The organism is Tessaracoccus sp. O5.2, assembly GCF_964266725.1.
Taxonomy (GTDB): Bacteria; Actinomycetota; Actinomycetes; order Propionibacteriales; family Propionibacteriaceae; genus Arachnia; species Arachnia lapidicapta.
The window spans coordinates 82462-95291 of the sequence record NZ_CAXWGV010000012.1; the positions used below are offsets into that span (position 1 = coordinate 82462).

The following is a 12830-nucleotide window of genomic DNA, read 5'->3' on the forward strand; positions in this document are numbered from 1 at the left end:
AGGCTCAGGCTGTGTGGCGGAGTGCGTCGCGCAGGACGTCCAGTCCGACGGAGCCGAGATCGAGTGCCCGACGGTGGAAGTCCCGCAGGTCGAATGCCGCCCCGGCCCGCGCCGCGGCCTCGTCGCGCGCCTGCTCCCACAGACGCTGCCCGACCTTGTACGCCGGCGCCTGGCCCGGCCACCCCAGGTAGCGGTCCAGCTCGAAGCGCACGAACTCCTCGGCCATGTTGACGTTGGCCTTGAGGAACGGCCACGCCTTGTCGCCGTCCCAGGTGCCGCCGCCCCACTCGTCGGGGGCGGGCTTGCCGAGGTGCACGCCGATGTCGAGGACCACTCGGGCGGCCCGCATGCGCTGGGCGTCCAGCATCCCCATCCGGTCGCCCGGGTCGTCCAGGAAGCCGAGCTGCTCCATCAGGCGCTCCGCGTACAGCGCCCAGCCCTCACCGTGTCCCGACACCCAGCAGATGAGGCTGCGCCAGCGGTTCAGCTGCCCGGACAGGTACGTCGCCTGCGCGATCTGCAGATGGTGCCCCGGCACGCCCTCGTGGTAGACGGTCGTCTTCTCCCGCCACGTGCCGAAGTCCTCGACGCCCGGCGGAACGGACCACCACATGCGCCCGGGGCGGGAGAAGTCGTCGGTGGGGCCGGTGTAGTAGATGCCGCCGTTCTGCGTCGGGGCGATGCAGCACTCGAGGGTGCGGATCGGGTCGGCGATGTCGAAGTGCGTCCCCGCCAGGGCCGCGATGGCGGCGTCCGAGGTCTCCTGCATCCAGCGCTGCAGCGCGTCGGTGCCGTGCAGCCGGCGGTTGACGTCCTCGTCGAGCCGCCGCATGGCCTCGTCGGCGGTGGTCCCGTCGCCGTAGAGCTGATGGGCGACCTCGTCCTGCTCGGCGACGATGCGGGCCAGCTCCTCGCGGCCCCACTCGTAGGTCTCGTCGAGGTCGATGGTCGCGCCCAGGAACTGTCGCGACAGCAGCTGGTACCGATCGCGGCCGACGCCGTCGGCCTTCGGGGCGCGTGGCGCCAGGTCGCGCAGCGCCTCCGCGAGCCGGGCGTACGCCGCGCGCGCCCCGTCGGCGTTGGCGGCCAGCGCGGCGGCCAGCGATTCGGGGAGGTCGGCGGACGCACCGAACGTGCGCCAGAAGGACCCCTCCCCGGCGAGCTCCTCCGCCTGCGCGATGCCGATCTCCATTTGCCGGACGGCCGGGGCGGGGCCCTCATCGACCGCGAGGCGCAGGGACTCGATGTAGCCGTCGACCGCCGCGGGCACGGCACCCATCCGGGCCGCGATGACCTCCCAATGGTCGGTCGTGGCCGTGGGCATGAGGTCGAAGATGTCGCGGATCCCCTGCAGCGGCGACGCGATGTTGTTCAGCTGCGCGTAGTCCTCGCCGGCCTCGAAGAGCTCGACGTCGAGGCCCAGCCGTTCCCGCATCGCGGCGGCGGTCACCCGGTCGACGTCGTCGACGATCTCAGTCGCCTCGACCTGACGCAGCGCCTCCCGGGCGGCGTCGGCCTTGGCCGCCATGCCGGCGGGGGAGAAGTCGTCGAGTTCGTGGTCGTGCCCCGGCGCGCCGATGTGGGTGGCGACGATGGGGCTGAGGCGGACGAGCGTGTCGACGTAGGCGTCGGCGACCTGGTCCAGCGGGGTGGGCGTGCGAGTGGTCATGCCGTCGACGCTACCAGCGGGCCGCCCGTCAACTGCCCGAGAGCATGTCCTTCACCAGAGGGACCACCTCGGTGCCGTAGAGGCCGATGGTGTCGAGGATCGCCTCGTGCGACAGGCGGCCGGTGGAGACCTTGAGCTGGAACCGCTGCGCGCCCAGGGTCCGGAAGCCGTGGGCGATCTTCGCCGCCACCGTCTCCGGCGAGCCGACCGCCATGGCGCCGTGGTCGGCCTCCTCGTCGAAGTGGTCGCGGGACATGCGCCCCCAGCCCCGCTCGCGCCCGATCTTGGAGGTCTGCTCCAGCCAGGGCCGGAACATCCGCTCGCGCGCGGCGTCGTCGGTGGCGGCGAGGTGCCCGTACGAGTGCCAGCCGATCGGCTGCGGCTCCTTGCCGAGCTCCTCGAGCGCGCGGCGATGCAGGTCGGCGAAGGGAGCGAACCGGTCCACCGGGCCGCCGATGATCGCGAGCATCAGCGGGAGCCCGTAGTGCGCGGCGCGGAGCACCGACTGCGGGCTGCCGCCGACGGCGACCCACGTCGTCAACGGGGTGCTCGCGAGGCGGGGGAACAGCTCGACGTCGTCGAGGCTCTGCGTGAGCTGGCCCTGCCAGGTCTGGCGGCCGCCCTGGATCAGCTGCGCGAGCATGGCGAGCTTCTCCTCGAAGAGGGCCTCGTAGTCCTGGAGGTCGTAGCCGAACAGCGGGAAGGACTCGATGAACGAGCCGCGGCCCGCGATGAGCTCGGCGCGGCCCCCGCTCAGCGCGTCGAGCGTGGCGAACCGCTCCACGACGCGCACCGGGTCGTCGGAGGACAGGACGGTCACGGCCGTGGCGAGCTTCAGGCGCGTCGTGCGGGTGGCGATGCCGGCGAGCACCATGTCGGGCGCGGAGATGGCGAAATCCTCGCGGTGGTGCTCCCCGACGCCGATCGCGTCCAGGCCCACCTCGTCGGCGAGGACGGCCTCGGCGACCACGTTGCGGATGACCTGATCGTGGGGGAGGAGGGCGCCGTCCGGGCCCTCGGTGACGTCGCCGAAGGTGTCGATGCCGAATTCGAGCCGCTCGATGTCCATGGGGTCCTCGCGAAGATTGAGAGATCAACTATCCCCAGCCTAGCCCACCCGTCAACCGCGCCTGCCTCCCGTCGGGGCGCCTGCCTTATGTTTGGGAGCCTGCGCTCCATCGCAGGCGTCTTCCGCACGCCTGGTTTCCGTGCACCTGCCTGGTCTGTAGGGCAGGCGTCAAGAGCTAAGGCAGGCGTCGGACGCAAGGCAGGCGTCGGGAGCTAAGGCGGGCGTCGGGAGCTAAGGCGGGCGTCAGAACCACAGCTGGAAAGGGAACTTGTCATGGAATGGGTCATCCTCCTCGGCTCGGGCGTTCTCGAGGCCGTCTGGGCCACGGCCCTCGGCCGCTCCGACGGTCTACGCCGCCCCCTCCCCACCGTCGTCTTCGTCGTCGGGGCCGTCCTCAGCCTCGTGGGCCTGGGGATCGCGCTGAACACCCTCCCGACCGGCACCGCCCACGCGGTCTGGACCGCGACGGGGGCGTCGCTCACCGTCGCCTGGGCCATGCTCACGCGCGTGGAGCCGGTCAGCCTGGCCAAGGTGCTCCTCCTGGTCGGCATCGTCACGTGCGTGGTGGGGCTGAAGGTGGTCGCATGACCGCCCGGTGGGCCTGGCCGGCCCTGCTCGTCAGCTCCGTCCTGGAGGCGGTGTGGGCCAACGCGCTCTCCGCCAGCGACGGCTTCACACGTCCGCTGCCCACCGTCGTGTTCGTCGTGGCGACGGCGCTGTCCACCGTCGGCCTCGCCTACGCCATGCGCCACATCCCGACCGGCACCGCGTACGCCGTCTGGACCAGCGTCGGCACCGTGCTCACGGTCGGGTACTCGGTCGCGGTCGGCGCGGAGGCCCTGTCCTGGCTGAAGGCGCTGTTCCTGGCCGGGATCGTCGCGTGCGTCGTCGGCCTCAAACGCCTCGACGGCGGACGCGACGACGGCGCCCGCCCCGCAGGACCGGCGCCGTCGCTCTGACGGCCACGGTGCGGTCTCAGCGGAACAGCGCCGTGATGAGCGGCGCCGCCGTGGTGCCGCCCGAGCCGCCGACCTCGACGAAGGACGCGACGGCGTACGTGTCGTTGTAGGCGATCATCCAGGCGCTGGTCTGCAGCTTGCCCGTCTCGCCCCACTGGGCGGTGCCGGTCTTGGCGCCCTTCATGAGGCCCTGCAGCGAGCGCCCGGTGCCGGACGACACCGTCGCCTCCATCATGGTGCGCAGCCCCTGCGCCTCGGCGGCGCTGAGCGGTGCCGCCGTCGGGGAGGCCTGCGTGCCCTGCACGAGCCACGGCAGCGTGGTCTTGCCGGCCGCGACCGACGCGGCCACGGTGGCCATGCCGAGCGGCGACATGGTGACCTGCCCCTGACCGATCATCGACGCCGCCCGGTCGATCGAGTTGCCCGGCTCGACGGTGCCGAAGTTGGACGTGAAGCCGACGTCGTATTCCGTGCCCACCCCCAGGGACGCCGCCGCCGCGTGGAGCTGCTCGCCGCTGATCGACGACGCGGCGGCCGCGAACGCCGTGTTGCACGACTGCGCGAACGCTGTGGTGAGCGGGATGCGGCCCAGGGCGCTCGACGGGTAGCCGGAGTAGTTGCCGAAGGTGTAGCTGCCCACGGTCAGCGAGGGGGTGCAGTTGACGGTGGAGGTGGGCGTCATCCCGGACCGGAGCATCGCCAGGGCGGAGACGGCCTTGAAGGTGGAGCCGGGCGCGTACTTGCCGAAGGTCACGTGCGGGTAGGTGCCCCCGGCCGGTGACTGGGCGGCGGCGAGCACCGCACCGTCGGCCACCGACAGCACCACGAGCGCGGCTATGCCCGCCTGGCCGCTCAGGATCTCCTCGGCCTTCGACTGTAGGTCCCGGTCCAGGGTCAGCGTGATGCCCGTGCCGACGCTCGGGTCCTGCTGGAAGAGCGTCGTCTCGGGCACCGGGGATGCGCTGGCCCCGGCGGCTGACTTTCGGGCGACGGCGTCGATCCGGATGCCGGGGACGCCGCGCAGCTGGTCGTCGTAGCGGGACTGCAGGCCGCTCAGGCCGACGCGGTCCAGCTCGGTCAGCGTCCCCTCCGACTCGGCGATCATCTCCGCGGTCGGTGCCCCGACGCTGCCCAGGAGCGGCGCCGCGAACGACCCGCCCGGCCCGATGATGGCGGAGATCTCGCGGACGAGGACGCCGGGGACGGTCGTGATGGTGGCCGGGATCTCGGCCTGCAGCATCGTCGCGGCGACCACGTACGCCTTGGGGCCGTTGGCCAGGACCTTGCGCGTGTAGGCGGCGGCGTCCACCTTCAGGAGCGCGGCCAGGTCCGCGGCGGCGGTCTCCCACTCGGCCTGATCGACGGCGCCCTTGTCCAGGCCGACCTCGTACATGGCGCCCTCCTCGACGATGGCGATGCCCTCGCGGTCGTTGATCGGGGCCCGCTTGGCCTCCTGGCGGGTGTGCCGGAGCCTGGTCTGCGGGGTGAGGTCCGGGTGGACGATCGTCGGCTCCCAGTCCACGCGCCACTGGTCGCCCGCGTACCGGAACCGGGCCTCCGTGGTGTAGGTCCAGCCGTCGACGCCGAGCGGGTAGTCCATGGTCAGCGTGGCGACAGCGACGTCGTCGGTGGCCTCGTACGCGATGGGCCCGGCGGTGACCGCCGGGACGATGCCGTCCATGCCGGCGAAGATCTCCGTCAGGTCCGCCTGCGCGTCGGCGGCCGGGCGCACCATCGGCAACGCGGACACGTCCTGCGCGGCGAGCGCAGCCGCCAGCGCGGCCACGGCGTCGTCCGCCGCGGGCAGGTCGTCGCGAGTCACCGCCGAGTCGCTCGGCGACGGCTCCGGTGAGTCCGGGCCGGGGGCGCAGCCCACGAGAGTCAGGGCCGTGACCAGCAGCGTCGCCAGTAGTCGTCGCATCAGACCTCCTGTTCGGCCCCAGGCTACAAGGCGGCCCCGACAAGCCAGGGGAGGCGCGGGGCCCGGACGAGGTTTGTCGCTCTTCCCGGCGCCGGTACCCTGGGAAGGTGCCTGGAGGCTGTCCGCCTCGGCGCGCCGGTCTCGACATAGGAGCTGTTTCACGTTGAACGTACCCCTGTGGGTCTGGGCGATCACGGTCGTCGTCATCCTCGGCCTCCTCGCATTCGACTTCTTCTTCCACGTCCGTAAGGCGCACACGCCGACGCTGCGCGAAGCCGCGGTCTGGTCGGCAATCTACGTCGGCCTGGCGCTGCTGTTCGGCGTGATGGTGTGGGTCTTCGGCGGCGCCCAGATGGGCGCGGAGTACTTCGGCGGATACATCACGGAGAAGGCGCTGTCGGTCGACAACCTGTTCGTGTTCCTCATCATCATGTCCAGCTTCGCCGTGCCCCGCGAGGACCAGCAGAAGGTCCTGTTGTTCGGCATCGTGTTCGCGCTCATCGCGCGCACCGCGTTCATCTTCGCCGGCAAGGCGATGATCGAGACGTTCTCCTGGACGTTCTACCTGTTCGGCCTCATCCTCATCGTCACCGCCGGCAAACTGCTGGCGCCCGAGAAGGACGGCGAGGAGGAGGGCGCCGACAACTTCATCATCCGGCTGGCCAAGAAGTATCTGCGGACCACGGACCACTACGACGGCGACAAGCTGTTCACCGTCGAGAACGGCCGCCGCGTCCTGACCCCCATGCTCCTGGTCATGATCGCCATCGGCGGCACCGACATCCTCTTCGCGCTGGACTCCATACCTGCGATCTACGGCCTCACCACGAACGTGTTCATCGTCTTCACGGCCACCGCGTTCTCCCTCATGGGGCTGCGTCAGCTGTACTTCCTCATCGACGGCCTGCTGGACCGACTCGTCTACCTCAAGTACGGGCTGTCGCTCATCCTCGGCTTCATCGGCATCAAGCTCATCCTCCACGCGCTCAACGAGAACAACCTGCCGTTCATCAACGACGGCGAGCACGTCAACGTCTACGAGATCGAGATCGGGCTGTCGCTGAGCGTCATCCTCGGCATCCTCGTGGTGACGGTCCTCGCGTCGATCCTCAGCCCCACCGGCAAGCTCAAGACGGCGATCAACACCATCCACCGCTTGGCTTACGGCTACGTCCACACCGAGTACCACGGCGTCGAGGCCGAGCGCGAGGCCAACTACCAGCGCATGCTGGACGCCGAGGCGACCCTCACGAAGTTCGACCAGGAGAAGGTCATCGAGCTCATGGAGGAGTCGGGCGCCGCCTGGCTGGTGGACAAGGCGCACCGCATGCACGCGGACGCCACCCGGCGCTGACCGAGTTCCCGCGCCATGCGGATGGTCGCCGCGCTCCGGCGGCTCTGGCACCACGCCCCGTTCCGGCGGCTCCTCTGGCTGCGGACGGTCAGCCAGGCGGCCGACGGCACGCTGCAGGTCGGCATGGCCTCCTACATCCTGTTCTCCCCGCAGTCCCAGCCGACCGCGGCGGCCATCGCGGGCGTCCTCGCCCTCACCCTGCTGCCGTTCACGCTCGTCGGGCCGTTCGTGTCGCCGCTGCTGGACCGCTGGCCGCGCCGCGACGTCGCCCTGTACTCGGACCTGGCGCGGACCGTGCTCGCGGCCCTTATCGGGGTGATCATCGCCACCGGCTCGACGACGGGGGCGTGGGCTGCGGCGCTCTACACCGCGCTGCTCGTGGCGATGAGCATCAACCGCTTCATGCTCGCCGGGCTGTCGGCGGGGCTGCAGCACACCGTCGAGCCCGATGAGTACCTGACCGCGTCGTCGATCCTTCCGACGGTGGGCCCGCTCGGCGTCGTCGTCGGGGCGGTGCTCGGGTTCGCGACCCGCGCCCTGCTCGGTGGCGTCCTGCCCGCGCACCAGGCCGACGCCGTCGTCTTCGCCATCGCGGCCGCGCTGTTCCTGGGTTCCGTGTCGATCGCGCGCGGCTTCCCACGCGGTGCGCTCGGGCCCGACGTGGTCGGCGAGGCTCCCGGCATCCGCAGGGTCGCGGTGGGACTGGCGGAGGCCGCGCGCCACCTGCGCGCCCGCCCCGCCTCCGTGCTGGCGCTCGCGGTGATGGCGGCGACCCGGCTGCTGTTCGGCCTGTACAGCGTCGCGGTGATCCTCGCGGCCCGCCACCTCTGGCATCCGGCCGACCGCCCGGGCGACGCCCTGGCGGACCTCACGGTCTGGGGGCTCCTCACGGGGGCCGGGTTCGTCGTCGCGGCGCCCGTGGTGCCGGCGCTGGTGCGGGTGCTCGGGCTGCGCCGCGCGAGCGTGCTGCTGCTGACCGTCGGGGCGGTCGTGTCGGCCGGTATCGCGTTCACGACCGCCCGGCCGGTGATCTTCGCCGCGGGTTTCGCCGTCGGGCTCGTGGTGCAGTCGGTGAAGATCTGCGTCGACACCGTCGTGCAGGCCCACGTCGAGGAGCAGTTCAAGGGCCGCGCGTTCACGTTCTACGACATGGCCTACAACGCGGCCTTCGTCGCGGCCGGGCTCGTGGCGATCGTCGCGCTGCCGCCCACGGGCCTGAGCGCGCCGGCGTTCCTGGCGGTCGCGGCCGGCTACCTCGCGGCCGCCGCCGCGATGCTGGCCGGCGCGGCCCGCCTCGCCCCGGGGGATCTCGAGCGGGGGACCGCGGACCTCCTGGGCTGACGGCCCCTCAGCCGTCGAGCAGCCCGCACTCGTGCGCGATGAGGACCAGGCCCACCCGGTCGCGGGCGCCCAGCTTGCTGAGCAGGCGGCCGATGTGCGTCTTGACAGTGCCCTCGGCCATGTAGAGCCGCTCGGAGATCTCGGCGTTGTTGGCGCCGCGAGCCACCTCCTGCAGCACCTCGCGCTCGCGGTCGGTGAGCACGTCCAGCCGCTGGTCGGGGCCGGCCGTGGTGCGGGGGAGCAGCGGCGCGAACCGGTCGAGCAGGCGCCGGGTGGCCGACGGCGCCACGACGGCGTCGCCGTCGGCGACCGCCCGGATGGCTCCGAGCAGCTCGTCGGGGTGCGCATCCTTGAGCAGGAACCCACTCGCTCCGCCGCGGATCGCGGCGAAGACGTACTCGTCGAGATCGAACGTGGTGAGGACCAACACCTTCGTCTCGCCGCCGAGCGCGGTGATCTGCCGGGTGGCCTCGGTGCCGTCCATCACGGGCATGCGGATGTCCATCAGCACGACGTCGACGCGGCGCGTCCGCACCATCGCGACGGCGTCGCGGCCGTTGTCCGCCTCGCCGACGGTCTCCATGTCGTCGGCGGAGTCGATGAGCATCCGCAACCCGCTGCGGACTAGGGCCTGGTCGTCGGCCAACAGCACCCGGATCATGTGGTGGCCCCTCTCAGCCAGCTCTTGCCCAACTGGTTCGGCATCGGCAGCCGCGCCCAGACCTCGTAGCCACCGCCCGGGCGGGGGCCGGCGCGGAACTCGCCGCCCATCGCCACGACGCGCTCGCGCATGCCGCGCAGCCCCGAGCCCGTGCCGTCCGGCCGCGACAGGCTCCCGATGCCGTCGTCGCGGACCAGCAGGTCGACGTGCTCCGTGGTGTACGCGACGCGCGCCTCCGCGGTCGCGGTGGGCCCGGCGTGCTTGAGCACGTTGGTGATGGCCTCCTGCATCACGCGGAACGCCGTGAGCCCCAGCGACTCGGGCACGATCGGCGTCGGACCCTCGACCGTCAGCGTGATCCGTCCGCCGGCGGAGTCCACCAGCCCAGGGATCTCCGCCAACGACGGCGAGGGACCGAAGGCGGCCGATTCGTCGTCGCCGCGCATGAGCGCGACGATGCGGCGCACCTCCGCGATGGAGGTGCGCCCCGTGTCCGCGATGACGTCGAGGGCCTCGGCGGCCGCCTCGGGCCGCTTCGCGGTGAGCGCCCGCGCCCCTTCCGCCTGCACCACGATCACCGACAGCGAGTGCGCGAGCACGTCGTGCAGTTCCTGGGCGACCCCGGCCCGTGCGCGGCGCTCCGCCAGCTCCAACTCCTGCTCGGCCGAGCGCTGGGCCGCCGAGAAGCGCTCGGTGACGATCTCCCGGTCCAACGACTGTGTCAGCGCGCGCTCGCGCAGGAACCGGCCCCACAGGTAGGCCAGCGCGACGATGGCGGCGCAGAGGAGAACCAGCAGCGTGGTGCCCAGCACGCGGTAGGGGTCGGGGATGCCCGCGGTCCACGTGATCGGGCCGGCGAGGGAGCCCGCGACCCCGAGCGCAGCGACGGGGAACACCGCCGACATCCGCTGGTAGCGCCCGACGCTGTACACGACGACCGGGACCGCCAGAATCGCCGGGACCGGCGTGCTGAGCATGGCTGCCATCCCCACCCCGGCGGCCCCCACGGCGGTCAGAGCCGCCAGCGGGGCCATCCGGCGCAGCAGCAGTGCGCCGCACATCAGCAGCGACCAGGGCAGCGAGCGCATGACGAACTCGGAGTCCTCGTTCACCAGCAGCGGCGGCACCGTCGCGACGGCGAAGGTCAGCGCGAGGGCGCCGTCGCCCAAGAGGGTGCGGCCGTCGCGCGACCACTGCAGGTTCACCATGATGCGCCCAGCCTAGGGCGCGTCGCGCATCGCGGGATCAGACCGGCGGCGTCGATCCTCGCCCCGCGGCACCCCCGGGGTCTGACGCCGGCGGCCCTGCCGCGACAGACCGAGCTGCGCCTAGAGTGGGCCCCATGTTGCGCAAGGTGTTCTGGCTGCTGGGGATCCTCGTGGCCATCACGACGGTGTCGACCATCATCGACCGCCGCGAGGCCGCCCGCCGCCGCGACCTCTGGGCCGAGGCGACCGACCCCCACTGATCTACCGCTGCCGGGGCGGCGCCGGGGCGCTGCTCAGTAGCCGAGCATCTCCTTGCGGACCGGCAGCCATGCGATGGCGTCGCGGACGGCCTCCTGCTCGGTGAGCTTCGCCTCCCACCCGAGGACGTCCTTGGCCTTCGACGACACGGTGTACACGCCCGCGACGTCGCCCGGCCGCGGGGGACCGTAGGTGACCTTCAGCGGGTCGCCGGAGATCTCCTCGAACGAGGCGGCCAGCTCCTTGACGGTGACGCCGTTGCCGGTGCCGATGTTGAACACCTCGTAGGACGACTCGGCGGTGGCCTTGTCGAAGCCCTCCAGCGCGGCGACGTGTGCCTGCGCCAGGTCCCACACGTGGATGAAATCGCGGATGCCGGAGCCGTCGCGCGTGGGCCACTCGACGCCGGTGACGGTGAACGTCTCGCCCTTGCTCCAGGCCTCCAGCAGCTTGGCCAGCACGTGGCTGGGCTTCTCGAGCTGCTGGCCGGAGCGCAGCTGCGGGTCGGTGCCGATGGGGTTGAAGTAGCGCAGCGACAGGACCTTCATGTCCGAGGCCTTGGTGTAGTCCTCGAGGATCATCTCGACCATGTACTTGGTGCGCGCGTAGGGGGAGCCGGGCGACAGCGGGGAGGCCTCGGTGACGACGAAGTTCTCGTCGGGGGCGTAGATGGAGGCCGACGACGAGAACAGGAAGCGGTGCACGCCGGCGCGGTCCATGGCGCGCAGCAGCGTGATCGTCTTGGCCACGTTGTTCTCGTAGTAGTCCAGCGGCATCTCGACCGACTCCGGCACCACGATCTTGGCGGCGCAGTGCACGACGGCGTCGATGGCATGCTCGGCGAAGATCCGGCCCAGGAGGGACTCGTCGGCGAAGTCGCCCTCGTACACGGCCCGGTCGCGCACGAACTCGCGGCGACCGGTGGAGAAGTCGTCGAGGATGACGACCTCGTGGCCGGCGTCCTCGCACGCCGAGGCCACGGTGCTGCCGATGTACCCGGCGCCGCCGGTGATCAAGACCTTCATAGGTTCCCTTCCATCCCAGTGCTCGCCTCTCATCCTATGGCGGGCGGGGGTGGGTGGGAGCGAGGGGTCACCAGCCGCGGCGGATCCACTCGGCCAGGTGCGGCCGCTCGGCGCCGATGGTGGTGGAGGGGCCGTGCCCGGTGTGGACGGTGGTGGCGTCGGGGAGGGTGAACAGCCGCGACTCGATCGACTCGATGATCGTGCCGAAGTCCGAGTAGTGCCAGCGCGTGGCCCCGGGGCCGCCCTGGAAGAGGGTGTCGCCGGTGAACACGCACCCCAGGTCCTCGGCGACGAGCGAGGTCGACCCGGGGGTGTGGCCGGGCGTGTGCCGCGCCTCGAGGACGACCCCGCCGGCGCGGAACACGTCCCCGTCGAGGAGCGGCTCGAACTCGGCGTCGCCGTGCTCCTCGCGCCAGAGGAACAGGTCGGCAGGGTTGAGGTGCACCTGCGCGCCGAGCTCGGCGGCCACCGCCAGCGCCGCCCGGACGTGGTCCCAGTGGCCGTGCGTCAGCAGGATCGCGGTGACGATCCGGTCCTCGACGGCGAACGCGACGGCGTCGGCGTCGTGCGCCGGGTCGATGACGACGACGTGCTTGTCGTCGCCCACGATCCACACGTTGTTCTCGTGGACGGGCGGGCCGACGGGATCGAAGTTCCCGGCAGTGACGAGCCGGCTGACAGTGGTGCTCACGACGCCTTCTTCCTGGTGAGGTGCCGGGCTACGGTCCCGATGAGGTGGTTGCGCGGGTCGGGCTGGTCGCTGGTCGCCGTCCGGGGGAAGTGCCAGATCGCCTCGAAGATGAGCAGCAGTTCCTCCGTGTCGATGAGGAATTCGAGGCCCGCCCGGTCCGCGGCGCGTTCGACGAGTTCGACGTAGCGCGGCCACACGTCGCCGCGGACCTCCTCGATGCGGGCCCGGAACTCCGGGTCGCGGTACGCGCGCAGCTCGATCTCCATGAGGGTGCGCAGCAGGTCCGGGCTGGTGCGGTTGACGCTGAGGATGCCGACCACGATCTCGTCGGTGGTCATCTCCCGAGGCAGGTCGGCCAGCGCCGAGCCGTAGAGCTCCACCTGGTCCTCCGCGACGTGGCGCATGATCTCGACGCACAGGTCGTCCTTGGTCGCGAAGTTGGAGTAGAACGCCCCCCGCGTGAACCCGGCCGCCTGACACAGGTGCTCGACGCTGGTGGCGTCGATCCCGCGCCGACTGAACTCCTCGATCGCGGCCTGCACCAGCCGTCGCCGGGTGTCCTCGCGGCGTCGCGTGGGTTCCGACATGGTCCTCCGATCAGCGCTGATTCATGCGGTTCGGGACGTCCGATGCATAGTTGTATCCTGAAGCCTAACGCGCTGTCCCTCACTCTA

Annotated in this window: 13 protein-coding genes; 5 read left to right on the forward strand and 8 right to left on the reverse strand. The window is 71.4% G+C overall.

Going from position 1 to position 12830, the window contains the following annotated elements; all coding sequences use genetic code 11:
• Positions 1–4: 4 nt before the first annotated feature.
• Complete coding sequence (locus tag ACFQPD_RS06420) at positions 5–1669, reverse strand: DUF885 domain-containing protein (RefSeq protein ID WP_385899549.1); 1665 nt, start codon at positions 1667–1669, stop codon at positions 5–7.
• A 28-nt stretch (positions 1670–1697) separates the two neighbouring features.
• Entirely contained in the window at positions 1698–2738 is a 1041-nt protein-coding gene (locus ACFQPD_RS06425; RefSeq protein ID WP_068752372.1) for an LLM class flavin-dependent oxidoreductase, read from the reverse strand.
• A 273-nt stretch (positions 2739–3011) separates the two neighbouring features.
• Between ACFQPD_RS06425 and ACFQPD_RS06430 the strand changes: the two genes are divergently transcribed.
• Positions 3012–3326, forward strand: a complete 315-nt coding sequence (locus ACFQPD_RS06430; protein WP_385899550.1) for a DMT family transporter — start codon at positions 3012–3014, stop codon at positions 3324–3326.
• Positions 3323–3697 (forward strand): DMT family transporter, encoded by a 375-nt coding sequence (locus ACFQPD_RS06435; protein ID WP_385899552.1) that lies wholly within the window; start codon positions 3323–3325, stop codon positions 3695–3697. The genes ACFQPD_RS06430 and ACFQPD_RS06435 overlap by 4 nt, the downstream gene beginning before the upstream one ends.
• Before the next feature lie 16 nt (positions 3698–3713).
• Here the strand turns inward: ACFQPD_RS06435 and ACFQPD_RS06440 are convergent, their stop codons facing one another.
• Positions 3714–5618, reverse strand: a complete 1905-nt coding sequence (locus tag ACFQPD_RS06440) for a penicillin-binding transpeptidase domain-containing protein (RefSeq protein WP_385899554.1) — start codon at positions 5616–5618, stop codon at positions 3714–3716.
• 163 nt (positions 5619–5781) lie between these two features.
• On the opposite strand from ACFQPD_RS06440, the gene ACFQPD_RS06445 reads away from it, so the two are divergent.
• On the forward strand, positions 5782–6972 hold the full coding sequence (locus ACFQPD_RS06445) for a TerC family protein (protein ID WP_385899555.1): 1191 nt from the start codon (positions 5782–5784) through the stop codon (positions 6970–6972).
• A gap of 15 nt (positions 6973–6987) precedes the next feature.
• Positions 6988–8313, forward strand: a complete 1326-nt coding sequence (locus ACFQPD_RS06450; RefSeq protein ID WP_385899556.1) for an MFS transporter — start codon at positions 6988–6990, stop codon at positions 8311–8313.
• A 7-nt stretch (positions 8314–8320) separates the two neighbouring features.
• On the opposite strand, the gene ACFQPD_RS06455 is transcribed toward ACFQPD_RS06450, so the two are convergent.
• Both ACFQPD_RS06455 and ACFQPD_RS06460 read right to left on the reverse strand, forming a co-directional pair.
• Positions 8321–8974: a response regulator transcription factor gene (locus tag ACFQPD_RS06455; protein ID WP_068752368.1), complete on the reverse strand. Its 654-nt coding sequence runs from the start codon at positions 8972–8974 to the stop codon at positions 8321–8323.
• Entirely contained in the window at positions 8971–10182 is a 1212-nt protein-coding gene (locus tag ACFQPD_RS06460) for a sensor histidine kinase (RefSeq protein ID WP_385899558.1), read from the reverse strand. The genes ACFQPD_RS06455 and ACFQPD_RS06460 overlap by 4 nt, the downstream gene beginning before the upstream one ends.
• A 134-nt stretch (positions 10183–10316) precedes the next feature.
• Here ACFQPD_RS06460 and ACFQPD_RS06465 point away from each other — a divergent pair, with 134 nt between their 5' ends.
• Positions 10317–10442 carry a hypothetical protein gene (locus tag ACFQPD_RS06465; RefSeq protein WP_385899560.1) on the forward strand — a complete coding sequence of 42 codons (126 nt, stop codon included), beginning with the start codon at positions 10317–10319 and terminating at the stop codon, positions 10440–10442.
• 33 nt (positions 10443–10475) lie between these two features.
• Here the strand turns inward: ACFQPD_RS06465 and galE are convergent, their stop codons facing one another.
• The 3 genes from galE to ACFQPD_RS06480 are packed head-to-tail and all read right to left on the reverse strand — an operon-like array spanning position 10476 to position 12743.
• Positions 10476–11498: a UDP-glucose 4-epimerase GalE gene (gene galE / locus ACFQPD_RS06470; protein WP_385899561.1), complete on the reverse strand. Its 1023-nt coding sequence runs from the start codon at positions 11496–11498 to the stop codon at positions 10476–10478.
• A 34-nt stretch (positions 11499–11532) separates the two neighbouring features.
• A complete protein-coding gene (locus ACFQPD_RS06475; protein WP_068752365.1) occupies positions 11533–12156 on the reverse strand; it encodes an MBL fold metallo-hydrolase in 624 nt (207 codons plus the stop codon).
• Complete coding sequence (locus ACFQPD_RS06480) at positions 12153–12743, reverse strand: TetR/AcrR family transcriptional regulator (protein WP_385899564.1); 591 nt, start codon at positions 12741–12743, stop codon at positions 12153–12155. Before ACFQPD_RS06480 ends, ACFQPD_RS06475 begins: the two co-directional genes overlap by 4 nt.
• Positions 12744–12830: the final 87 nt, after the last annotated feature.